Here is a 23,549-nt window from a genome sequence, read left to right as displayed (position 1 = left end):
CGGCGCAAACGTCAGGAAATACGGGAAAGAGGTCGCGAAGGCATATGATGAACATAGACGCGCGCCTTCAGGTCTATGTCAGTCAACGACCAGCGCTCGTTACGTATGCATCGCGGATTCTTGGCTGCCGTGAAAGCGCTGAAGACATCGTTCACGATGCCTTTTTGAAGTTTATGCCGGCAGATGCGCGCGAGGCCTCAACGGGACAACTCGTCGCCTATCTCTTCAGGATCGTGCGTAATCTTGCATTCGATGTGATAAAGCGGCGAAAGCTCGAAGCACGGGAAAGCATCGATCCACCCTACTGGTCGGTGCCTTCGCCCTGTCCGACGCCGGAGGACATCGTCGCGACATCGGATGAAGTGCGGTTGATCGAAAAGTTGCTGGAGGACCTGCCTCTGGAAGCCCGGATCGCGCTCGAAATGCACCGGTTCGGCGGTTATACGCTGAGCGAGATCGCAGAACATCTCGGCATTTCGGTGACGAAGGTGCATCGGCACGTGCAAAGCGCGATTGTGCGTCTCGCCTCCGTTCTCCCCTCTTGAGTGTGTGGTCCAGCCGTAAATCATGAAAAATTGTTGCCTCCTGCTCGTCTTTGCTAGACGACGTGCATCCTGCACGAGACAGCAGCCAGCGACAGGACGCTCCGGTGAGCGCACCTCTGTCGAAGGCGATGCTGCGGCCATGGGATTTTCGCGACCGTGACAAGCAATCCACCTCTTCCGGACGCCGTGCTCGGCGAGGCGACGGACTGGTTCTTAGCGATGCGGGATCGCCCGGACTGTCTTGAGACGCGGGCCGCCTTCCAACGGTGGCTGTCGGCCTCCGAGGAAAACGCGGCCGCATGGCGCCAGATTGAGAAGGCTTGGGCTCTGCTCGGCGACACCCGTCCGGCTTACGCCGAGGACTGGGAGACGGTTGCAACGGGCATCGCGGCGGTCGTGCCTTTCACCGCGAAACGGCCGGAACCACGTCGAAAACGGCTTGCTGGTGCCGCCATGCTGGCTGCGGCGGCTTGCGCTGTGTCATTTCTGGCGGGCCCCGCTCTGCTCCTGCACCTGCGTGCGGACGAAGTGACGGCGTCGGGAGAAAGCCGGCGTGTCGTGCTTGCCGATGGAACCACCGTCGACATGAGCGGCGGAACCGCCTTTGCCGTGACGATCGCCAATCACAAACGCCATATCGAGCTACTGAAAGGCGAGGCCTTCTTCGACGTCACGCATGATGCGGACCGTCCCTTCACCATCGATGCCGATGGCGTCACCGTGGCAGTTCTCGGCACCGCCTTCGATGTGCAGACTGGCGTGCACGAGACGACTGTGGAGCTTGCGCGGGGATCGGTCGCAATCTCCTATGACGGGGAAAGCCAGCGCAGCACGTTCGAACTTTCCCCCGGCGAGACCGCAGCGATTGACCGGGAGACCGGAACGGCGATCCGGGGAACGGCCGATATCGAGGAAATGGGGGCCTGGCGAAGCGGCAAGCTCTTCATCGACGACGTCACCATCGCCAGCGCGATCGAGCGCATCCGGCGCTTTCACCCGGCATGGATCACGATCGCGGACGGCGCACTCGGCTCTCTCCGCGTGACCGGTCTCTACGATCTGCGAGATCCTGATCGCGCGCTGGAGGCGCTGGTACGCCCCTTCGGCGGCAAGGTACGGGCTGTCACGCCCTATGCGCGTATCGTCTCGCGCTACTAACGGCACTTTCGACGAATCTTGGAAAAATATCGATCTGTGTGAAAAAAACCGGAACGCCCGTCGTCTTTGCAATGACGCGCGTGTTGCGGCACGCGCTCAGGGAAACACGGAGTGGATGACGTTTGCCGACATGCCGACACCAGATAGCGGAGCATATAACCGTCAGCGGCAGGCTTTTCACCCTGCATGCGACGACCATTATTCTGGGGTTTGCCTCTCTTACAGCGGCTGTCATATCGCCGGCTATGGCGCAGGAGGCTGAGGCGAAACATGATTTTTCCATCGTCGCGCAGCCGCTTTCTCAGGCTCTGAAGACGTTCGGGCGTCAGTCGGGCCTCCAGATCACGCTGGCGGCAGAAGCGACGCACGGCGTGGAGGGGCGTCCCGTCAGCGGTCGTCTGACCGCGCGGAAGGCATTGACACGGCTGCTTGCCGGCACGGGACTCTCCCATGACATTGCCGATGGCACCGCGACCGTGGGCATGCTGGATCGTGCAAACATCGATAACGGCCTCGTTGCCGTCGAGGGTGCGACGGTTCTCGAGCCCATCGTCGTCTTTGGAAGCGGCATTAGCGGACCCGGCGGCATCGTCCTGTCAAGCCTGAAGCTTGAGCAGAAGAATCCGGCCAGCATTGCCGATGTCTTTCAAGGCGAGCCGGGCGTCTCCGTCGGTAGCTCATTACCCATGTCGCAGAAGGTCTATGTCCACGGCATCGAGGAGACCAATCTCGCGGTGACCATCGACGGCAGCCGGCAGAACAACAAGGTCTTCCATCACTCCGCCACCAACCTCATCGATCCCGGCCTGCTCCAGGCCGTCCGCGTCGATGCAGGCATTGCGCCGGCCGATGCCGGACCGGGCGCGCTCGGCGGCGCCATCGCCTATGAGACGAAGGATGCGCGCGACCTTCTCGATGGCGACGGCTATGGCGGTTTCGTCACCTCCAGCTACACTTTCAACAGCGACACAGCCGTCACGGGGCTTTCTAGCTATACATTGAAGGATGGGCTGGAGGCGCTGGGCTATATCACCTTCGGCAAGGGAAACGGGTTTCACGCCGGCAATGGCGACGACGTGCTCGGCACAAGCACGGACCTGATCAGCGGCATCGCCAAGCTCGCCTATGAATTCGAGAGCGGTGACCGGATCTCGATCAGCCACGATCGTTTGCGCGACGACGCCGAACGACCCTTCCGCGCCAATGCCGGTTTCATACAAGGTCGCCCGCCGTGGGAACCCCGGGTTCGCGACTACGCGCTAGAGCGGCAGAATACGGTCTTCACATACACCGACAGCACCCCGGAAGGCTGGTGGGATCCAAAGGTCGTCCTGGCCTATAGCCGCACCAGCGTGGAGACGCCGATTTACCTCGCGCCCGCGCTCGACATTCCGCCCTATGATGGGGCCGGCGATACCGGGAGCCTCAACGGCAAGGTCCAGAATACCTTCTCATTCGACAGCGGCAACATCGTCGCCGGCATTGATTTTTATAGCGACAAGGCCGAACTCGACGACCTCTTCGAACCTGCGCTGGAACGAGGCCGCAACGTCGGCATCTACGCGCAGGCGCGCATCGAGCCACTGGAGCGCACCCGCCTGTCGTTCGGTGCACGCGGCGACCGGCACTGGTTTACCGGCACCACCGGCGAGAAGCGGGATCATGCGGGCTTGAGCAACAATATCTCCGGAGAGTATGATCTGATCGAGGAGACGCTGACGGCCGGGGCCGCCTATTCTCGCGTCTGGGCCGGTATACCGCTAGCCGAGAACTTCATCATGAACCCCAACTGGGACTATGCCGGCGGCCCCGATCCGGTTCGATCAGACAACGTCAGTGCCGGCCTTAAGGCCAGGCTGGACGGCTTCACAATCGAGGGCAGCATCTTCCGCACGGTGATCGACAACGCCCGTGCGCCCCGTTACGCCATTCTGCGCGGCGTCGAGCAGCATGACGTCATGTCCACAGGTTTCGAGATTGGCGCCGGCTATGGTTCAGATGCGACGTCGCTTGAGGTCAAATACGCGAACATCGCCGTCGAGATAGACGGCAAGCCGGCAGACTCGGATCTCGGCAGCTACCTCGCGGCCCCCGCCGGACAGATCATCACCATCACGGCCATCCACACCCTTATTGATCGGGGCGTAACGATCGGTGCAGATGCGGAAGTCGCGCTCGCCTATGACGATGTCGCGCCCGGCAGTCGGCCTTACCCGAGATATCACGTGTTAAACACCTTCCTCGAATACAAGCCGCCTTCCAAGCCGAACCTGAGCTTGCGCGCCGAAATCAAGAATCTCTCCAACGAGACCTACTCGGACCGCGCCACCTACGGGCAGGAATTCGGCACCGTAACCCCACTTTACGAACAGGGCCGGACCTTCATTCTCACCGCCAAGGCCTCATTCTAGCCCGCCACGACGACACGGGTGGCGGGCATGCTCCGCCGCCGCGTTTGCCAAAACAGGATTTCTCAATGCTCGAAGCGACAAGCCGGTTTGAAACGAACGAGGGGCAGAAGTACCTCGTGCAGCTGTGCAAGCATTTCGCCCACAAGATAGAGGTCGAACACGCAGGCGACCGGGGCGAACTGCGTTTTTCCTGCGGCACGGGTTTTCTGCTGGCGAGCGCCGAAGGGCTCAGCATCCGCGTCCGCTCTCCCGACGATCGGAGCCTCGGCGAGACGAAGGCCGTGATCGAGAGCCATCTCCTGCGTTTCGCCTTTCGCGAGCCGTCTGGCCCCCTCCTGTGGACACCCGCAGCGTGAGAACCGGACCGAGAGGATGAGCGGCATGAAAGCTTACCGACATCGCAGAGCCTCCTGGCTTGTCGCGGTCGCCTTGACCTTGCTGCCGGCCGGGCTCGTCCGGGCGACCGATATCCAGACGGCAGCGGGCATCGTGCCGGTTGCCGAACGTCCCGGCAAAATCGCCGTGTTCGACATTGCGGCCGTCGATACGCTCAACAGCATCGGCGTCGAGATCGCCGGACTTCCGAGCAATCTCTATCTGCCGGAGCTGCAGGCACTCGCACGAAAGGCTGAGCCCGTTGGCACGATCTTCGAGCCCGACCTCGAGGCCCTGAGTGCGCTGCAACCAGATCTTATCATTCTCGGCGGCCGCTCATCACCGAAGCGGGCAGCGACCGAGCAGGTCGCGCCGACCATCGACATGACGATGGATGGCGACGATCTCCTCGATCAGGCGAAGGGGCGGCTGGCCGCCTATGGCGCGCTTTTCGGCAAGGAGGCGGAAGCCGGTAAGGTCGAGGCAGAGCTGGACGCTGCCGTCGCGCGGGCGAAAGCGGCCGTTGCGGGCAAGGGCCGGGCGCTGATCATCATGACCAACGGCCCCAAAGTCACCGCCTATGGCATGGGCTCGCGGTTCGGCTGGCTCCACAGGTCGCTCGACCTCACCCCGGCGGTAACCGACGTCGATGCGGCCATCCACGGGGAAGCCGTCTCCTTCGAGTTTATCCACGCCGCCAATCCGGACTGGCTCCTCGTGGTCGACCGGGCAGCGGCCATCGGCTCGCAGGACCAGAATGCGCGAGCGACGCTCGACAATGCGCTTGTCGCCAAAACGACGGCATGGGCGAAGAGCCAGGTCATCTACCTGCCGCCAGGCAATTTCTACATCGCAGCCGGCGGCACGCGATCGATGATCCGGGTTTTCGACGCGATCACACAGAGCTTTACGAAGGGCCCATGACACAGTCGGTGCCAGAACCGAAGAAGGCGCAGTGGCGCAAACGCATCACCTTGCCCCGGATGGCCGCAGCCGCAGCCCTTGTCGTGCTCGTTTGGCTCAGTCTCCTCATCGGTGCCGACACCCTGTCTCCGACGCAGGTTGTGAGCGATCCCGAAGCGCTCGAACTGCTGCTGGCCAGCCGCCTGCCACGCACGCTTGCAGCCCTTCTCACAGGCTCGGCCCTTGCCATTGCCGGGCTGATCATGCAGGCGCTGGTGCGAAATCGCTTTGTCGAGCCATCCACGGCCGGGACGGCGCAGAGCGCCGCACTCGGCATCCTCTTGATGACGCTCCTCTTTCCCGCGGCCTCCCTAGGCGTCAAGATGATCGGCGCGACCGCACTCGCTCTTCTCGGCACGTCCGTCTTCATGGCCACGGCCGACCGGCTGCCTGTGACCCAGCCGCATCTCGTGCCGCTGTTTGGCCTCGTCTATGGCGGCGTCATCGGAGCCGTCGTCACTTTCGTCGGCTGGCAGACGGATCTCCTGCAGTTCATCGACATCTGGACGAATGGCGAGTTCTCCGGCGTCGTTCGCGGTCGCTACGAGTTTCTCTGGGGCGCCGGCATCATCGTCGTCCTTTCCTGGTGGATCGCCGACAGGCTCACTGTTCTGTCGCTCGGTCGGGAGGCCAGCATCGGCCTCGGGCTCGATTACGCCTGGACCCTGCGTCTTGGCCTTCTCGTCGTCTCGGTCATCGCCGCGCTCACGGTGTCCGTCGTGGGCATTATCCCTTTCGTCGGGCTCGTGGTGCCCAACATCGTCTCCCGAGTCATCGGCGACAAGCTGCGCGCCTCCATTCCCTGGACGGCGTTGGCCGGAGCCCTGCTGGTGCTTGGCTGCGACATCGTCGGACGGCTGATCCGCTACCCCTACGAGATCCCGGTCGCGACCGTCATGGGCGTCGTCGGCGCGCTCCTGTTCCTAAAGCTGATGCGCCTGCGTCCATCCCATGCATAAGCGCCCCCTCGTCCTTCTGGCCGTTCTTGCGGTCTTCTCGGTCGCCGCCTTCCTGACCCTCGGCCTGCAGGGAAACCTTGCCTTCGTACTGCAGATCCGTGCGGTGAAGCTGCTCGCGCTCGTGCAGGTGTCCGTGTCCGTGGCGCTGTCCACTGTCTTGTTCCAGACCGTTACCGCCAACCGGATCCTCACGCCATCCATCATGGGGCTCGATGCGCTCTATCTTTTCGGGCAGGCTCTTCTCGTCTTTCTCCTCGGTGGGCTCGGCTATGCGGCGATCGGGGGAGGCTGGAAATTTGCGGCCGAAGTCCTCATCATGATCGTTCTTGCCGCCGTCCTGTTGCCCCCGCTACTTACAGCACGTCTCGACATGAGCCTCCTGCTTCTGACAGGCGTCACTATCGGTCTTCTCTTCCGCAGCCTGTCGCAACTTCTGTTCCGCCTGCTCGATCCCAACGCCTTCGCCGTGGTGCAGGCGGCGAGCTTCGCCAATTTCAATGCTCTGCGCGCCGACCTCACCATCATCGGCAGCATCGTGACCTTCGCCACCGCGGTTGTTTGCTGGCACCAGCGGCACAGGCTCGATGTCGTGGCGCTCGGCCGCGAAGCCGCCATCGGGCTTGGTATCGACTGGTCGCGGACAGCGGCGCTCCTCCTTCTCATCGTTGCGCTTCTGGTTGCCGTGTCTACAGCCCTCGTCGGGCCGGTCTCCTTCCTCGGTCTGCTCGTGGCGGCCCTTGCCGAGCGTATCCTCGGCACAAGCCGACATGCCGTCATACTGCCCGCTGCCGCTCTCGTCGCGATTATCCTTCTGGTCGGCGGCCAAGCGATTTTCCAGCATCTGCTGGGCAGCGCCGCAACACTCGGCGTCGTCATCGAATTCGCCGGCGGTATCGCCTTTCTTCTGCTGCTGTATCTGGGAAGCCGGACGTGATCCTCATCGAAGACCTCAATCTTGCCCATGGCGGCACACCGGTGCTCAGGGACATCAACCTGACGATCGATCGTGGCGGCATCGTCGCGCTCGTGGGGCCGAACGGTGCGGGAAAGTCGAGCCTTCTGTCGCTGATCGCGCGCCTACTCCCCCTGCAGACCGGCCGCATCTTCATCGACGGTCTGCCGGTGACGACGACCCCGGGGCGGGAGCTTGCTCGCCGGATGGCGATCCTGCGTCAGGACGGGGTATTTGCCGGCCGCCTGACCGTGCGCGAGCTCGTGAGCCTTGGCCGCTTTCCACACAATCAGGGGCGCTCGACGCCGCAGGACAGGGCGCGCGTCGAGGAGGCACTGGTGCAGTTCGGCGTGTCGGATCTCGCCGAGCGCTTTCTCGAGACCTTATCGGGCGGTCAACGCCAGCGCGCTCTTGTAGCCATGACCTTCTGCCAGGGTACGGACTACCTGCTGCTCGACGAGCCGCTCAACAATCTCGACATGTTCCATGCGCGCCACCTGATGCAGAGTCTGCGACGCATGGCGGACGAGGATGCGCGAACGGCCATCATCGTCCTCCACGATATCAACCAGGCCGCCGCCTATGCCGACCGGATCATCGCGATGCGGGATGGTCGTATCGTCTCCGACGGAACGCCAGGAGAGGTCCTGACCGTCGATACGCTCGCAGCGGTTTTCGGGTATCGGATGCAGGTGACGGTTGCGGCGGGAAGGCCGCTCGTAATGCATCACCTCTGAGACCCCCGGTAGAGACGCGTGAAGGGGGAACGCCCGGGAGGCGATATCCATCCTCGTCGGCCCATCCCTTCGCAGATCGAGGCGAGGCCTGATCGCCGTGCGTAACGAATGACGCACGGCGATCAGCAGTCGAGGGACCGACGCTGTCAGAAATCGAACGACGTGGACAACATGAAGGCACGCGGTGTGCCGGCCGAGAGGAAACCACGTGCCGAGGACGCCCAGTATTTCTCGTTCAGAACATTCTCGACATTGGCACGGATCTCGATCGGCTTGCCGTTCTCCCGCTCAAAGACGTAGCGTGCCCCAAGATCGAGTCGTGTCCAGTCATCGACCTTCTGCGTGTTTGCGCGATCGTAATAGGTGCTGCCGCTATAGAGCACGCGACCTGTCAGGGTCAGGTCCTCGATCCACGGGGTGTCATATTCGCCATAAAGGCTGATCGTCTTTGTCGGAACGCCAGGAACCTTCTTGCCATCGAACGTACCGGCAGGCGTGCTGTCTAGCTTGGCATTCATGAATGTCACACCACCGAGGACGCGGACACCTTGAAGCGGCTCTCCGAAGACCGAAAGCTCGAGACCACGGTTTATCTGCAGGCCATCGACCGAGAAGGTATTCGTCGTCGCATCGGTGAAAGCACTTTCCTGACGGATCTCGAACAGCGCCGCTGTCAGGAGGAGCGAACCGAAATCATACTTGACGCCGATTTCCTTCTGATCGTGAACGAAGGGCGGGAAAATCTCGTTCGCATTGGCGACAGTGGCCGGTGCGATGGCTCCCTCGGAAAGCGCCTCGACATAATTGGCATAGACCGAGAGACTGTTCGTTACGTTTACGACAGCAGCAACGGCCGGGCTGAACTTTGCGTCCTCATACAGGTAATTTCTGTCTCCCACGGGGAACAGCGGGTTTCCCGGCCGCGTGTTGAAGCCTCTCGAGCGGATGTCCTGATAGCGCCCGCCTACGGTCAACAGAAAGCGCTCGTCGAGGAACGACATCGTGTCGGACAATGCGACGCTGCTTGAGAGAAGGTCGGCAAAGGGTACGAGATCATCCGACTGGGGAAAGTTGCTCGTATCAACTGAGCCGTCGGGCAGATAGACCGGATTGTAGATGTTTGTGGGGTATGCCGGCGGCAATCCGAGTGCCCCTGGCAGGAAGCTGCCGCGATAGTTTTCATTCAGATTTCGGGCGACAGCGAAGTTAACCTGATGGCCGACAGGGCCGGTATCGAACTCCGAGCGCAGGCCGATTTCACCAGAGAAGCCCTGGATCTGCTGCGGCTGGATGGCAAGGCTGGATGTCGCGTCGCCATCTGCGTTAAGGATCGTATAGGACGATGTCAGGAAGTCTTCGCGGTACCGGCTTGCACCACCGGCAGCATAAATCGTCGTGTTATCAAGGATATCATATTCGACGCGACCGGCGATCATGTTGTACGTGCTGTCGTGATACTCGAACGGGTTGGCCGTGTTGATCTTGCCGTCCGGTGCGCGCGGAATCTTGATGCCGGGCACGGCACCGTTGAAGAGAGATGTCGGCGCATCGATGTTCTGCGTGGAATGATTGAAATCGAGCGATGCGCGAAGACGATCGCCGCGATAGTCCAGCCCGATGGACGCGACGCCGACCTGATTATCGTTGCTATCAAGTGGTGACTCACCGTCGCGGTAGGAACCGTTCACGCGAACGCCGAACTCTCCGCCCGGACCGAAACGACGGCCGACATCGGCATGTGTCCACAGTTGCGAGTCGGAGCGATAGCCGGTGGTCAGCCGTGTCAGCGGCTCGTCGGTGGCGCGCTTGGGAACGAGATTGATCGTGCCGCCGACCCGCCCGAGGCCGCCATTGGCGAAGGCGGTCGGCCCCTTTAGGATTTCCACGCGCTCGATGCCTTCGAGGAAACTGCGGCGGGGATTGGCGATATAGGGAAGCCCGTCATACAGCGTGTCGAGGTTAGTGACCGAGAAACCGCGGATGAAGAAAGCATCACGTTCGCTGAATGCAGGTGCGTCCTGACGCACCGAGGGATCGTTCAGCGTGAGATCGGCGACGGTTCGTGCCTGTTGATCGCGGATGAGCTGGGACGTGAGAGACGTGACGCTGAAAGGCGTTTCTAGAACAGGGCGATTGCCCAGAACCCCGATCCGGGCGCCGGAAGAGACTTGACCGCCGGCATATGGTGCCGGAGGCTGACCGATGACGCCCCTCGCCGGGGGCTTTCCTCCCGAATTGCCGTAGACGACGATCTCCTCGAGCGTCGTTGCCCCTGCCGCAGCGGAAGACCTTGCCACCCCCTGCCGGTTTTCCGCCTGCCCACCCTGTGCTTCCTGACCTTGCGCAGACTCTGCCGATATGGCGAGGAGCGACACACTCGTGAAGGCAACCCTGGTCCACCAACGCGGCCCCCGACCGATACAACCTTTTAACATTCCATGCCCCCTGTAACGCCTTTGACAGACGGCTTCGCGCTCGGTTTTCTGAACGTCGCGTCAATTGCATCAGCCGCCGTGCCAGAAAGACGATCCAGAGCAGGGAATTTTCCTCGGAATGATGATAATTATGTGCATCGTGTGTTTCCGGCGACGCATTTGACCTCTGTATAAGCGCGGATGGGCCTTGGAACCCGACCGACGTTCGTCGCGAGATCGTCGATGTTGCCTATATGGATATTGGTGGCTCCGAAGGCTTCGGGTTACGTCGTCCAGGGGTCGATGATATCTATTCCGAAGCCTCCGAAATCCTTGGTGTTGCGCGTCGCAAGGACCAATTGGTGAGCGACGGCTGTAGCGGCTATCAAGCCGTCCATAGAGGCCAGCCCGCGACCACTTCGCTTGGCGAGCGCCATGAGATCACCCCAAGCCAGAGCGACAGGCCCTTCCACTGGAATAATCCGATTTTCGAAGCGTTGAGGCAGATCATGCTCGAGCCACTCGCCCAGGTTGTCGCGTTTCCGTCCGCTATCCATCAGAGCGACACCGCGGCGAATTTCAGCAATTGTTACTATGCTGATGAACGTGCGGTCTTCGTCTAACCCATGGAGCCAATTCAGGACACTCTCATCGGGGCGAGGTTTTGTAACTTCCGACAGAACGTTCGTGTCGAGGAGTAGTCTCATAGGGACAAGTCGCTCGGCTCGTCGTGTTGTCGCTCAATATCCAAATCGGCGCCACGCAGAGGCGATGCCAACAGAAACTCGGCGAGTGATCCCCGGCGCGCAGTCCTCTTCTGCCATTCTTCTGCAGAAACAACTACCACGCTCGGTTTCCCATTGCGACTAATAGTCTGAGGTGCCAATTGCGCGCGCTCCATAACCTCTGAAAGCTTTGCTTTTGCACCAGCGACCGTCCAGTTCATATCATCGTGCGTTGATGCTTCCATCGTCTCACCTATAACAAAAATGACTATCGTGACTATAATGTCCAACTGATCTTATTGCAATCGCTCGGCGGAGAGAGGGCAACTAAAGCTTAGATGCCTTGGTCAAGTTTACACGGAAGCGATCGCGCCGTCGTTGATATCTCTGAGTCATCTCTGCGGACGCGTGGCCCAGTTGCTTCTGAAAATATCGCTCATCGACTTCGGCAGGAGAAGCGAGGCCTGCACGAAGGGAATGACCTGAGACCTTAAACACACACTCGATCTCGCTGAGATCACCGCGAAATAGCGGCCCTCTTCACCACCCGAGCCACTTCCCTGTCATTCAGCCTTTCCGGCACAACCGCTTTGCCTCGTCCCGTGACCCGACGGAAAAGGGGACGGGGACGCAAGCTTGGCGAACTTGACCCAGGTCTCGACTGCCGCGATCGGGCAGGTAGAGTCTGAAGAACCGCGGCCAATTTCGACTTCCCGCTATCCAGTTTTGCCGCGCAGGGTGACGAGCATTCTCTTGTCAAGGATTTCGATTCAGCCGCGCCCATCTTCGGTCTGGTCTGCCTTCGGATCAAGGCCAACGCTCTCGGAGCGGCGATGACCTCCTGCAAAGCCGATGCGCAGCATGGCACGGTCTCGCAGGCCGCGCAGCGAACGCTGGTCGAGCGTCTCGACCAGGGCAATGATATCCTCGGCTATGACCGACTTTTTCTGCACTGGCTGTTTGGCTTGGCTGTTGTGGATGCCGGCCCTTACAGAAGCGATATGTCTGTCCTTGCGATCAAGCGTGAGGCGACGCTAAGCTTATTTCCGGGATAGCAAGGACAGGCGCCGCTCAATGGTTGAGACGGAGTTGGCTTTGGAGCCACTTGTAGCCGTGCCAAAGGCACTGCCGGAAGCGCAGGTCGTGATGTAAAGCCCGACGGCTTGCGGATGCGGGGGGAGGGGAGACAAATTGGACCGCCGGCACCAAGCGGCAAAATGCTTCCAGTCGGCGGTGTAGGCTTTGCGCGTGTTGGCGGAATGGGCCGCTTGAACATAGCCACGAGCGCGATCGGCGAGGCTGGCGAGATGAGCCGGTGTCTCGTCGTCGCCGGCGAGAGAGGGGAGGGGGCTTTCACCCGACACTTCCGACGCGGAAACGTCACGCCCAAACGCCGTTCTCAGAGATGGCGCTGAGGTGTCCTTGACGTGAATTTCGGTGTTCTGCGATGATTTCGGCCATATCTATGTAATGAACAATAATGTCCGATAATGCAACATTATCGGACATATTTACTAGGCGACAGCGTGTGCGGATCAATAAGTTTTCAATGGCGTAATCCGCACATCCGAGCTACGCTCCTGTCATGACTTTGCGCAACATACCGGTCGGCTCTGCCACTGCCCCCGGCTTCATCCTGCCGTCATGGTCCGTATCACTGCGGCCTGTCGAGACGGAAAGCGATGCGGCCTTCTCCACCGGCATCGCCCTGAAAACGCTGGATGATCTGGTTCGCAGCGAGCCAGTGTGGGCGGGCTGCTGGCGCGCGCGTCTGACCCTTCGATCCGCAGCTGCGGCCGTGCGCCTGATGGGGCGCACCGAGGGGGAAGCCGAGCTGCGGGATGCCAAGCTGTTGTCCTCGGACGCCGGTGATCTCGGGCCGGCCGGAAACGTCTATTCCGCCTACAGGAAGCTCGGCGCCCGCAAAGGTCCTATGAACACCGCGTTCCTCCAGGAGCTCGCCACGCTGCTCTCGCTGCGCTGGGACGGTCATCTGGCCGGCGTGGTCGACCTGGTCGATGGCGCGCTGCAGTCGCCTCGATCCGCGCCCTTTGCCGCGGCCGATCTCGTCTCAGTCATCCATGCCGTTCGCCCGGATGCCGAACGCCTGGCCTGGGCGCTTGCTGACGGGTTGATTGCGCAGCGGCTCGGCTGGCAGAGGCCGGTGTTTCTCCTGATGGCGCAGCGCAGCGGACCGGCGTTCCGCACGCTGGGTGGCCGCGGACGGGTACGGCCAGGCGAGCCAGCTTTTGCACGCGCGGTGTGTCTGGCACTGGTGGACGGTGCGCGGGCCGCTTTGCAAAGCGCAAGCGAGATCGATCGACGCGCCCGGCAGCTCGTGACGGTGGCGCCAAAACTGCGCACGAAAGGCGGGGTGGCCGTGATCCGGCGATTGCTGGATGAGGATGCGGTATTGGCGTCCGCTCCCGGCGCGGATTTGTCGCGCTGGGCCAGCCGGCGGATGTTCGAGCGGTTGGAGACTTCTGGTGCCGTGCGAGAACTTTCTGGTCGCAGCACGTTTCGGATCTACGGGCTGTGACGATGGCGGACTCGAGCACAGGGGCCCGCCGTCGCGCCGGGAAACGGCACGGTGATCGCGTTTTTGACCGGGAGCTCGAGGACCTGCCAGCGGCGTTGCGGTGGCGGGAATGGATGATGCGGGTCGAGGCGGTGATCTTTGCGTCCGCCGAGCCTGTCACGCGCGAAACGCTGGCACGCGTCGTCGGCAAGGACTGCGCCATCGAGCTGCTGATCGACGACCTGCGAGAGGATCTGGTCGGGCGGCCCTATGAACTCGTCTCCGTGGCTGGCGGCTGGCAGCATCGCACCCGTAGCGTCTATGCGGATACCATTCGTGCATCGACGGTTGAGACGCGGTCACTGGCGGCGACGCTATCTCGCCAGGAGGCAGCCGTCCTGATGGCGATCGCCACCCTGCAGCCGGTCACCCGCGGCGAACTTTCAAAAACCTTCGGCAAGGAGATCAGCCGGGACACCATTGCGAGCCTGCGCAGCGCCGGTTTGATCGCTTCCGGCCCGCGCAGTCCGACAACAGGCGCGCCCTACACCTATGTCACCACCCGGCATTTCCTCTCCGCCTTCGGCATGGAGACGCTGCAGGACTTGCCCGATGTCGAGATGCTCGAGGATGCAGGGTTGATGGGACGGCATGGGGGGGATGTCACACTGCCCTTCGGTGGCGCAGATGAGACAGGCACAGAGGATGCGTGATCGGAAGCTCCCTCGGGTCTCATTTTTTGCGGCAGGTCTGCAGGCCTCTTTGCCGGAGACGACACGAATATCTTGTGACGGTCGCGGTCATGCTCGACGGCCCGCGTTACGACAGTTTCAGGATGGCAACGTGGTAACGGTCGATCCGTTGCTCATGCCACTTGGCCGCTGCCACGCGATGCCGGCACCTAACAAAAAATCTGTCTGAAACCCTAGTTTTAAGGAGAAAGTTCAAAAAGCCGAGTTCGTCAGACCGAAAGGATGGACTTTTCGTAAGTCGCTATCGACTCTTCGTAAGGTTGTGCGATGATCCCCGCCGTATCTAGGGGGAAAAACATTGAATTTCATGAAATATGCGCGGCTCGCGTTAGCCGCATCGATGACGCTCGCCTTAGCGAATTGCACAACCATCACGCAAGCCGAGTTCGCCAAAAATCCGAAAGCCGTCAGCCAGGCCTCTCTCTGCCGAACCTTTCTGCAGTCAATGAATCCTGTATTCCAGCAGCAGATTGCCGTCGAGCTCAATCGGCGCGGAATACAGACGTATGACTGCCCGGCCATGGTCCAGCAGCAGGACCAGGCTGCCGCGGCAATCGTCGCTGTCGCATTGATCGGGACGGCCGTGGCGGTCTGCGCCAACAATGACTGCGGGGCCCCATCCTACTCGAGCTACCGGGGCAATTGTCAGTATTCGTGGCAGCGGGACGCACGCGGGAGACGATGCGGGGATCGAGCAGCGGACCGGAGGGCAGGCGGTTGGTGATCGCACGCACCGTAGCTATTGCAGCCTTTGTTATTACGATGTGCCACGGCACGGTTTTGCAGGCTCATGGAGGGGGATGCCGGAAAGATTCTCCGCCCGGGCAGTGCTGCCATATGAACAGGAAGACCGGTCAAGCTCACTGCCACTGAAGGACAAGCCGCGGGAATTTCGCGCTCGCTTGAAGTGCCCAGCGCTTCACGCGGCCTGCCACACCTGATTGAGGATCTTTGCCGCGAGGGCCGCCTTGTCCTGCGGCAAGAACCGGCCATAGTGCTTGGCGACCATGTCGGGCGTATCCTGGATGGCATAGCTTGCCTGCTCGTAAGAACCGGTCTGCTTCAGGATGTGAGTGGCGAGCACATCGCGGACATTGTGCGGCCCGTGCGGTAGCAGACCCTCGATCGCACCGCGGCCCGTGTAGGGATTGTAGATCCCGTACCGTTGGATGGTCAGCCGCCACGCCTCATAGAAAGTCGTCTGGTCGTAGGCCGCATCCTTGCTGATGGTCTTCACCGTCTTGACGAAGAAGGTTTCGGGATCGCGAGCGTTTCCAAGAAGGACACTGCGGTGTCGTTCGACATAGGCGTCAAGATGCGTGTAGAGCCCCATGAGATCGGGCAGAACCAGTCGGAAGGGTTTCGATCCGAAGAACGACGAGTGGGCATTCTTGAAGGCGTTGGCCGGGATGAGCACTTCCCAGCCCCGCTCGCGGTCGTTCCAGCGCAGTTCGCCTCGCTTCAGTTCCTGCAGCCGCCGCTCGGAGCGCGGAAAATGACCGCGCGGGCAGAGCAGGAGCTGGCGCAGGTTCTTCTGGCGAAGCCCCAGATGCAGGCCGAGACGCAACATCAGGAAAGCACGCACGGCTTCGGCTGCGGCCCGCGGATACCGACGCTCGTCCGGCATCCGCTGAAGGATCTCCTCGGTAATCTTGCGATACTCGGCGAGCGGGCTTGCCGCCTCCAGAACCGGCATGATCGGCTCGAATGGATCACGGTGGACACGCATGACCCGTTGGATCTCTTTCGAGCGATGTCGCGCATACTGGAAGAAACGCTCGCAGGCAGCATGCCAGTCGCTGCGCGCGTCATCGATCTCGGCCTGAGAGATCAGCCCGGGCACGGGAGGAACGCGCTGCAGGAGTTCGGGATGCTGCCGCAGCCAGCCGGTTCCCTCGCGGGTCAATGACAGCGCAACGCTGAGCATGTCGACTTCCCAGGCGGTGTAAAAGCCGCGGCGGCGTTCACGCCATTGTACATACCAGTCCCAGATACCGGGGAAGACCAGCATGCCGAAGGTCAGGTGCGACAACGGCACGCCACGCCCACGCACGGCACTGCTGGGGGCAGCGGCAAGGGCCCCGAACATCAGTCCGAGATGCTCGATCTTCTGGGACGCCGTCTCTTCACCCCAGACCCCGTGACGTTGAAACCCGAGTGCCGTCAGCGTCGATGTCTTGAAGCTAATCAGATCGGCCATTTCCATCGCAAGGGCTGGCGGCGCATCGATCACGCCGGACAGGAGGTCCAGATCCTCGATCGACGTGACATCGTCTTCATCTGTATCGTCGACAGGTGCGAAGAGGTTATGACTGGTCGATGGGCTCCCGCCATAAGCAATCCCGGGAAAGCGTATGGCGTATCGCTGGCGCACCGCGGCTGCCTGATACCGCCTGTAGTCGGTGGCGCCAGTGATAACGACGCGGCGGACCCAGTCGAGGATCTCCTCGCGCTTGGAATGGGGCAGACTGTTGAAGTCGTCTGGAAGATGCCAAGCCAATCGACGCCGTTCCGCTGGACCGATGTCGCTACCGACGTCATGGCCCGATGCTGCGCGCGCGGCATGCGGCAGCTTGGCTTTGAAGTAGCCTTGGGGAAGACGATAGCGCGCTTCGATACGGCTGAGGATGTCGAGGCTTTCCAGCGTCCTCGGTGTTTTCATACCGGCGATCCAGCTCAGAAGCGTATTTTTGTCAAAGGTCTCGTTTGGACGAACGACGGCCTTATGCAAGCTATAGTAGGTCTCGCCAAAACGACGGATCTGGTAACTGAGTGCCTCCTGGAAAGAGGCGGGATCCTGCCCTTGGCTGAAGAGTGGCTCGGGGAAGGGGTCGATTGGTCGCGGATTCGGTCCAGGCTTCGACCGGGACGGCGCCGCCGCAGATGCCGTATTGCGCTGCGTCCTTGACGACCTGGACGGTGGTCCGTCTTTGACCGCGTGTTGGGCCCTCGCTATTTTGTCAGCAATCGGTGTTCTCGTACCTTGTTGTGTTCGTTGAGTTCGCCGGGATGGCGCTGGAGCCGGCTCCGCCTCGCCGACATCGCGCACCCACCGTTCGATTGCGTCCAGTCCCGGCTGCATCGCTTGCTTCAGCGCTTGAGACATCTCTTGCCGGAGATCACAATCATCAGCGATCTGCCGCCAATCCGTGCGCCCGGCGTCTATAGGCGGGCGCATGTGTTTGGTGATGAGGGACAGCATGTACCCCTGAATGTTCTGGCAGTCGCGTGGTTTCGCAACAGGAGCAATCCTCACCTGGCAGAATTGGGTGATCATGCGCTGGAGGGTCTGGGGCGAGGCAATGTGCTTTCGCATACGGCATCCACAGTTGGTTAAATTCGATCGGCCTGAGGCCGGGGCCGCCTGCTAATGCGATCATGTTAACAGAACGTATACAAGGAAATTCGGATATAGCCTCGGCAGTTTTGATCCAATGGGGTGACCGGCGGTCCTGTTGTGCACCTTGCATAACTCCATGTAGCTGAAGGTCTCCACACGTCGGACCGCTCGGAACCCGAGTGACAGGTGCACGTTACCGAACACGAACCTCCATCAATTAGGAAGTCAGGTGACGTTATGACCCGTGTGATCGTGATTGGAGCAACGGGACATGTCGGGACCTACCTCGTCCCCGCCCTTGTTGAAACAGGGCATGAGGTCGTCGCCATCAGTCGTGGCTTGGCCGAACCCTACCAGCCGCACGCAGCTTGGCGTCAGGTCGAACGTTTGCAAATGGATCGGGAGGCGCTGGAGCGCGCTGGTACTTTTGGCAAGGATATCCGGTCTCTGAAGCCAGATATCGTCATCGACATGATATGCTTTACGAAACCCAGTGCTGAAATGCTGGTTGAAGCGCTGTCTGGTCATGTCGGTCATTTCCTTCACACAGGCACGATCTGGACCCACGGTACGTCTGTTGCTGTACCGACCGTTGAAGACGCACCAAAATATCCGTTCGGCGACTATGGGGTGAAGAAAGCCGAGATCGAGACCTACCTGTTGAAGAAGGCGCATCAGGACGGGTTTCCCGTGACCATTCTTCATCCCGGCCACATCGTCGGACCGGGCTGGGCCCCGCTCAACCCGCAGGGCAACTTCAATCCGCAGGTCTTTTCGATGCTGGCGCGCGGCCAACCGCTTGTCCTGCCGAACTTCGGCCTGGAGACTATTCATCATGTCCATGCGGAAGATGTCGCCCGCTTGTTCATGGCGGCCACTACCTCTCGTGCAACGGCAATCGGTGAGAGCTTCCACGCGGTTTCTGACAAGGCTCTTACGCTGCGCGGATATGCGGAGAGCATGTCGCGCTGGTTCGGTCATGAGCCGGACCTAGAATTCCTTCCCTTTGAACAATGGGCGGCTGGCCAGAACGCCGAAGACGCGAAAGCCACATGGGAGCATATGGCGCGCAGCCCGAATTGCTCGATGGAAAAGGCGCGGCGTCTCCTAGGTTTCGTCCCCCGGCACACATCGCTGCAAGCCGTACAGGAAGCGGTCACGTGGCTCATCGCAAAGGATGAGGTAGAGGCACCAATCGGGTAAGTATATGTCGATGAGCGTGATGCGGCGGGGTCGATTTTGTTCTCATGATAGCTGTTTTGGAATTTCAAATATCAGTGGAATCTACTGGAGTTGGCGGGAATGGGCCGATAATTTTGAAAAGCTCTTTCGATGATCTAGACTAGCTGGGCGAATGTTGCGGCAGTTTCGCCATCCGCGGTCCGCTCATCGTCGTCTTGCAATCGTAATGATCTCGGGGCTCTCGTCCGTAAAAGGTCCTGGCTGGAAATCGCCGTATCGCTGTTCTATGGCAAATCCAAGCTTCGCCAGGAGCGGGTGCCAGCCTGGGGCTCAATCAGAATGGTAAACGCAATTTGTTTCCGCGTTCAAGGGCGAGTAATGCCCTCATACGCCTTCCTAAACTCAAGATATGAGGCGAGCTGCGCGGCCGCTGCGCCGGGTTGCATTGTTGTAATAGCTCGACGCCTGCTGGACAGACCGATGCCGTGATTGCTCCATGGCCTCCTGTAGCGGGACACCGCGATTGGCGGCCTCTGTCAGATAGCCGGACCGCAGCCCATGGGCGGAAAACGCCTCGGGATCGAGGCCTGCCTGCGCTGCTCGAGACTTGACGATCTGATTGATCGCACCCGGCTCCAGGGCCCGCTGCGAGAGATTGCCCCAGCGATCGATCTTGCGAAAAATGCTTCCCGTCTCGATGCGGCTCGCTGCAAGCCAGGCGTTGAGCGCCTCGACCGGCCGACCGGTAAGATAGACGACCTCGTCGTGATCGGCGCCCGAGGTCTTCGTGCGGCCGAGATGGATGGCAAGCGAGGGCAGGGGAGGGCCGCTCTCGACGGGAACGGGGGGCTCGGCGGTGAGTTGCTCGACCCGCAGTCCGGCGACCTCGCTGCGCCGACGACCGCCAGAGGCAAAGGCGATCATGAGGATCGCCCGGTCCCGCAGATCGGTCAGGCCGCCGCTGTCGCAGGTGGCGAGCATCTTGGTGAGGATATCGCCGGTGACCGCTTTGGCACTCTTCGGTTTGCGGGGTCGCGGCGTTGCGCGAACGGCCAGCCGGATGGCGGATTTCAGGGCAGGGGAAGAAAAGACACCGGGCAAACCGCGCCATTTCGTCAGCGTCGACCAGGTGGCAAGACGGCGGCGCACCGTATCGGGGGCGTGTGGGCCAACGGTCTTGAGGAAGCCCTGTTCGCGCAGGCTCTGTTCGATATCCGCCGGCATGCCGTGATGTGGATCGATCTCGCGTTGCCGCGGCTGCCAGAGGTGATGGGCGACGAACTTCAAAGCCAGGGCTTCCGGTGCTGGCCAGGGGAGGGACACGCCCGTTGCGGCCAGCGACCAGGCCTGGAGATAGGCGAGATCGGAGGTGAGCGCGCGCAACGTGTTCTCGCCCATGCCTTCGTTGACGAGATGGCGCAGCGTCTCGATGTCCTGATCGGTCAGCAGTTCGGCGAGCTCATCGCGCCGCTCAAGCGGAAGCACTGCGGCGATGGTGTCAAGCTCGCAGGCGCGGCGATCGACGGCACTCATATCGGCAGACCATGTTCGTCGTAGAGATCGTCGTGGTTCGAGGTGGTGCCCGGCGGCAAGTTTGCGCGGCTTTCGGCAGCCAGGTTCGTCCATTCGTCTATTGCATCTGCGCGCGACGCGATCGATGTCAGAACGGCTATCGGCCGCCCGTCGCGGCAAATCATGATCTCATCCTGACGCGCTGCCAGTTCGATCAATTCCTCCAGCCGCTCGGCAGCCTCGCCAATCTCTACAAGAATTTTCACGTCGAGCGCACCTCACCATACACGGTCGTGCAACACCGCATCAAACATCACATCCGTTGAGACAAACAGGCAATGTTCAAGCCGTGCCTGTGCCGCGAGGATCCGATCCCATGGGTCACGATGATCCCAATCGAAGGCGGCCGCCAGCTCGGCATGCATGTCGCTGATGGCGAGCGTTCGCAGACCACTGGCGGTCACCGCCGCGCGCAACTCCTGTGGCTTCAGATCGAGCTTCTTCAGGCGCATCTTGTTGTCCAGCTCGTAGAAGGAAACGGCGCTGACCAGGACAGCGTTCGCCTTGTCCTCGATCAGTGATCGCGCTCTTGAAGACAGACGTTCACTGCCGATCGTCCACCAGTAGACGGCATGGCTATCGAGCAGAATCCTCACGGTTCGATCTTCCGATCTGCCGGCTTGCCTTGCCAGATGCCGGTGTCATCGTTCCCTTCGCCGGCATCGATTGCTGCCTGCTCATCATCCTGCTCGTCGAATAGATTGTCGGGAAGGCCGCGCTGGCGCAAAAGTCCGAAAGGCCGCTTGCCACCAGGATCGGCCGGGCCGATGCGGGCGTAAACATCGTTACCGCGCATGATGATAATCTCTTCGCCCTGATTGGCCCGCTCAAGGACTTCGGCAAAGTTCTTGCGCGCCTCACTGATTTTATAGCTGGTTTTCGGCACGGTTTGCGGCTCCAATATGGATTTGAAGCGCATCATAGCACGGATGCAAAATGTGGTACAACGTTTCTGTACACATCAACATCGATAAGGGATACTTATCGATGGTTAGAACCACTCCCTGCGATTATACCATATGGCGAATGTTAAGATTTAGTTAGAGTTCCTTTAACGAATCATTTACCATAATTTCAATGACTTACGATTTCGCGACAATCAGCATGAGAGACCTGATGCGGCCGGCTTTCGACGCCGGGACCGCTTTGACGCGGCTGGACGAGCGGATCGCCCGTTCGCTGGTCGGCCAAGGTTTTGTCGAACGCTCCCAGTTCACCGACGCCTGCGCATCTCTGTGGATCGACGGCGAACTCGTCCACCTGGAAGACCTCGTCCTCCATGACGCCACCCGCGATGTTCGCACACCCACCCATGAGTTGACAATCGCCCGCGACGTCCTGCGCACCCGCCGGCGCATAGTCTCTCAGCCATCTGGCTGGGCGCTCTCTGCCGACGGCATCCGCTCGCTGCGGAAAACCTCGGAGATCGGGTCGGGCGGCGGGGACGAGGCGACGACGGCCAGAGTTATTCGGCCGGCGCTTGCGATCGCCGCGGAAGGGGAGGGGGAAGATATCGACGAGATCGAGAACCCCCCGGGTGTCGACTATGCCGCGATCGATGCGGTGCTGGCCCGGTCGGAAGCCGCAATCGCGAACGCAACAAGGCCCGGCGGCAGCCGTGCTGCGGAAAAAGATCCGCTGGTCTACGATCTCGATTGGGACGAGGACGCGCGGCTGGAGGAATGGCGGGGCGTGCTGCGCCAGGCCGAAAACTTGCCGGCGGTGCTGCAGGCGATCGTTGCCCTCGACGCCTGGAACGAGCTTTCGGTCCTGCAGCATGCGCCCTGGCTCGGCCGGCTATTTGCCGCCTCCGTCCTGCGCCAGGCCGGCGTCAGCACCGGCGCACATCTGGCCGCCATCAACCTCGGACTGAAAACCATTTCCGTCGATCGGCGGCGGCATCGCGATCGCGAAACCCGGTTGCTCGCGATCGCTCACGGCCTGCTCGCCGCCGCCGATATCGGCATGAAGGAGCATGACCGACTGACGTTGGCGAAAGCGATGTTCGAGCGAAAGCTGGACGGACGCCGGATGTCTTCAAAACTGCCGGAACTGGTCGACCTGGTAATGGCCAAGCCATTGGTGTCGGCCGGGATGGTGGCGAAGACGCTCAACGTCACGCCGCAGGCGGCGCGGCGGATCGTTTTGGAGCTCGGGCTTCGCGAGATGACCGGGAGGGGGAGGTTTCGGGCGTGGGGCGTGATGTAGCCTCGACCACTTCTGGAACGACAGCATCGCGTATCGGATGAGATCTACTACAGCCTGATATTGCTTCAACATTAGAATGACTTGAATGGCGCGCGGGGCACTAGAATGCACCCGGTGGCGCATGTGTTGATTATGGGATGGCCCGCCCTTCCGAGAACATCGAGTATGATGTTTCTTTTGAAGAGAAAGGAGCCGAGCCATGCGGATTTCCATATTGGGTGTCGACATTGGGAAGAACAGCTTCAGTATCGTTGGTGTTGACGGCCACCTAACCTCCAAGCGACCACAAAACTGGTCTTGCAGGCGTTGGCAAGCCACCTGAACAACATGGGCGGCCCGATGTTTCCGAGCCAAGAGCGCCTTGCGAAGTTGTGCTCCCTGTCAGAACGATCGGTCATTACTCACCTCCATAGAAAGTTCCAATAAGGCGCGGGTCGAAGATGAGTTTGCAGATTTCTGGGCGGCCTATCCGAACAAGGTAGGTAAACCGAAGGCGCTCGCGGTCTGGCAGCGTCTCAAGCCTAATTTCCAGGCCGTCATGTCCGGCCTCAAGCGCTGGAAGGGGTCCGAACAATGGACGAAGGACGGTGGCCGGTACATCCCCCATCCGAGATCGTGTCCCAGCGAGTGGTGTAGCTGGATTTCGTAGCCATCGGTAATTTCCGGTAGGGTCGGGTTGCTTAGAACCAACCTGAAGGACACCACCGATGACCGACGATATGATGAACCTGCGTTCGC

21 protein-coding genes and 2 pseudogenes are annotated in these 23,549 nt (G+C 60.9%); 14 read left to right on the top strand and 9 right to left on the bottom strand.

Features of this window, described 5'->3' with window-relative positions:
- The first annotated feature begins 44 nt into the window (after positions 1-44).
- From LRX75_RS20015 to LRX75_RS19980, 8 genes are all read left to right on the top strand, one after another.
- Positions 45-545 carry a sigma-70 family RNA polymerase sigma factor gene (locus LRX75_RS20015; RefSeq protein ID WP_231816412.1) on the top strand — a complete coding sequence of 167 codons (501 nt, stop codon included), beginning with the start codon at positions 45-47 and terminating at the stop codon, positions 543-545.
- Between the two features lie 156 nt (positions 546-701).
- A complete protein-coding gene (locus LRX75_RS20010) occupies positions 702-1,703 on the top strand; it encodes a FecR family protein (RefSeq protein ID WP_231816411.1) in 1,002 nt (333 codons plus the stop codon).
- Between the two features lie 245 nt (positions 1,704-1,948).
- Entirely contained in the window at positions 1,949-4,114 is a 2,166-nt protein-coding gene (locus tag LRX75_RS20005; RefSeq protein ID WP_231816410.1) for a TonB-dependent receptor domain-containing protein, read from the top strand.
- Positions 4,115-4,179: 65 nt separating this feature from the next.
- Positions 4,180-4,470, top strand: a complete 291-nt coding sequence (locus LRX75_RS20000; protein ID WP_231816409.1) for a DUF2218 domain-containing protein — start codon at positions 4,180-4,182, stop codon at positions 4,468-4,470.
- Positions 4,471-4,495: 25 nt separating this feature from the next.
- Positions 4,496-5,413 carry a siderophore ABC transporter substrate-binding protein gene (locus LRX75_RS19995; protein ID WP_231816408.1) on the top strand — a complete coding sequence of 306 codons (918 nt, stop codon included), beginning with the start codon at positions 4,496-4,498 and terminating at the stop codon, positions 5,411-5,413.
- Positions 5,410-6,411, top strand: coding sequence for an ABC transporter permease (locus tag LRX75_RS19990; protein WP_231816407.1), 1,002 nt, complete (start codon positions 5,410-5,412; stop codon positions 6,409-6,411). The genes LRX75_RS19995 and LRX75_RS19990 overlap by 4 nt, the downstream gene beginning before the upstream one ends.
- Positions 6,404-7,345 (top strand): iron chelate uptake ABC transporter family permease subunit, encoded by a 942-nt coding sequence (locus LRX75_RS19985; RefSeq protein ID WP_231816406.1) that lies wholly within the window; start codon positions 6,404-6,406, stop codon positions 7,343-7,345. The genes LRX75_RS19990 and LRX75_RS19985 overlap by 8 nt, the downstream gene beginning before the upstream one ends.
- The gene (locus LRX75_RS19980) at positions 7,342-8,100 is read left to right on the top strand and encodes an iron ABC transporter ATP-binding protein (RefSeq protein ID WP_231816405.1); all 759 of its coding nucleotides are present in this window, start codon (positions 7,342-7,344) and stop codon (positions 8,098-8,100) included. The genes LRX75_RS19985 and LRX75_RS19980 overlap by 4 nt, the downstream gene beginning before the upstream one ends.
- A gap of 146 nt (positions 8,101-8,246) precedes the next feature.
- Here the strand turns inward: LRX75_RS19980 and LRX75_RS19975 are convergent, their stop codons facing one another.
- The 4 genes and pseudogenes from LRX75_RS19975 to LRX75_RS19960 all read right to left on the bottom strand — a co-directional run bounded on the left by LRX75_RS19975 (position 8,247) and on the right by LRX75_RS19960 (position 12,603).
- Positions 8,247-10,460: a TonB-dependent receptor gene (locus LRX75_RS19975; protein ID WP_231816503.1), complete on the bottom strand. Its 2,214-nt coding sequence runs from the start codon at positions 10,458-10,460 to the stop codon at positions 8,247-8,249.
- Positions 10,461-10,798: 338 nt separating this feature from the next.
- A complete protein-coding gene (locus LRX75_RS19970; RefSeq protein WP_231816404.1) occupies positions 10,799-11,221 on the bottom strand; it encodes a type II toxin-antitoxin system VapC family toxin in 423 nt (140 codons plus the stop codon).
- Positions 11,218-11,484, bottom strand: a complete 267-nt coding sequence (locus LRX75_RS19965) for a type II toxin-antitoxin system prevent-host-death family antitoxin (protein ID WP_231816403.1) — start codon at positions 11,482-11,484, stop codon at positions 11,218-11,220. The genes LRX75_RS19970 and LRX75_RS19965 overlap by 4 nt, the downstream gene beginning before the upstream one ends.
- A gap of 82 nt (positions 11,485-11,566) precedes the next feature.
- Positions 11,567-12,603: pseudogene (locus tag LRX75_RS19960) on the bottom strand (tyrosine-type recombinase/integrase).
- Positions 12,604-12,824: 221 nt separating this feature from the next.
- Between LRX75_RS19960 and LRX75_RS19955 the strand changes: the two are divergent.
- The 3 genes from LRX75_RS19955 (at position 12,825) to LRX75_RS19945 (ending at position 15,233) form a co-directional block, all read left to right on the top strand.
- The gene (locus LRX75_RS19955; RefSeq protein WP_231816402.1) at positions 12,825-13,778 is read left to right on the top strand and encodes a DUF1403 family protein; all 954 of its coding nucleotides are present in this window, start codon (positions 12,825-12,827) and stop codon (positions 13,776-13,778) included.
- A gap of 2 nt (positions 13,779-13,780) precedes the next feature.
- Positions 13,781-14,470 carry an SMC-Scp complex subunit ScpB gene (gene scpB / locus LRX75_RS19950; RefSeq protein WP_231816401.1) on the top strand — a complete coding sequence of 230 codons (690 nt, stop codon included), beginning with the start codon at positions 13,781-13,783 and terminating at the stop codon, positions 14,468-14,470.
- Positions 14,471-14,816: 346 nt separating this feature from the next.
- Positions 14,817-15,233, top strand: a complete 417-nt coding sequence (locus tag LRX75_RS19945; RefSeq protein ID WP_231816502.1) for a hypothetical protein — start codon at positions 14,817-14,819, stop codon at positions 15,231-15,233.
- A 195-nt stretch (positions 15,234-15,428) separates the two neighbouring features.
- Here the strand turns inward: LRX75_RS19945 and LRX75_RS19940 are convergent, their stop codons facing one another.
- On the bottom strand, positions 15,429-17,825 hold the full coding sequence (locus LRX75_RS19940; RefSeq protein WP_231816400.1) for a hypothetical protein: 2,397 nt from the start codon (positions 17,823-17,825) through the stop codon (positions 15,429-15,431).
- A gap of 261 nt (positions 17,826-18,086) precedes the next feature.
- Here LRX75_RS19940 and LRX75_RS19935 point away from each other — a divergent pair, with 261 nt between their 5' ends.
- Positions 18,087-19,052: an NAD-dependent epimerase/dehydratase family protein gene (locus tag LRX75_RS19935; protein WP_231816399.1), complete on the top strand. Its 966-nt coding sequence runs from the start codon at positions 18,087-18,089 to the stop codon at positions 19,050-19,052.
- A gap of 381 nt (positions 19,053-19,433) precedes the next feature.
- On the opposite strand, the gene LRX75_RS19930 is transcribed toward LRX75_RS19935, so the two are convergent.
- The 4 genes from LRX75_RS19930 to LRX75_RS19915 are packed head-to-tail and all read right to left on the bottom strand — an operon-like array spanning position 19,434 to position 21,489.
- Positions 19,434-20,564: a tyrosine-type recombinase/integrase gene (locus LRX75_RS19930; RefSeq protein ID WP_231816398.1), complete on the bottom strand. Its 1,131-nt coding sequence runs from the start codon at positions 20,562-20,564 to the stop codon at positions 19,434-19,436.
- Positions 20,561-20,809: a type II toxin-antitoxin system Phd/YefM family antitoxin gene (locus tag LRX75_RS19925; protein WP_231816397.1), complete on the bottom strand. Its 249-nt coding sequence runs from the start codon at positions 20,807-20,809 to the stop codon at positions 20,561-20,563. The genes LRX75_RS19930 and LRX75_RS19925 overlap by 4 nt, the downstream gene beginning before the upstream one ends.
- Before the next feature lie 12 nt (positions 20,810-20,821).
- Positions 20,822-21,199 carry a type II toxin-antitoxin system VapC family toxin gene (locus LRX75_RS19920; protein ID WP_231816396.1) on the bottom strand — a complete coding sequence of 126 codons (378 nt, stop codon included), beginning with the start codon at positions 21,197-21,199 and terminating at the stop codon, positions 20,822-20,824.
- Entirely contained in the window at positions 21,196-21,489 is a 294-nt protein-coding gene (locus LRX75_RS19915) for a type II toxin-antitoxin system Phd/YefM family antitoxin (RefSeq protein ID WP_231816501.1), read from the bottom strand. The genes LRX75_RS19920 and LRX75_RS19915 overlap by 4 nt, the downstream gene beginning before the upstream one ends.
- Positions 21,490-21,680: 191 nt before the next feature.
- On the opposite strand from LRX75_RS19915, the gene LRX75_RS19910 reads away from it, so the two are divergent.
- A complete protein-coding gene (locus tag LRX75_RS19910; RefSeq protein ID WP_231816395.1) occupies positions 21,681-22,811 on the top strand; it encodes an RHE_PE00001 family protein in 1,131 nt (376 codons plus the stop codon).
- Positions 22,812-23,093: 282 nt separating this feature from the next.
- A pseudogene (locus tag LRX75_RS23460) lies at positions 23,094-23,237 on the top strand (helix-turn-helix domain-containing protein); the annotation flags it as partial.
- Positions 23,238-23,549: the final 312 nt, after the last annotated feature.

Source organism: Rhizobium quercicola, from assembly GCF_021168455.1.
Taxonomy (GTDB): Bacteria; Pseudomonadota; Alphaproteobacteria; order Rhizobiales; family Rhizobiaceae; genus Ferranicluibacter; species Ferranicluibacter quercicola.
The sequence above is the reverse complement of the archived record's forward strand: the minus strand, read 5'-3'. Positions and strand labels throughout refer to the sequence as shown.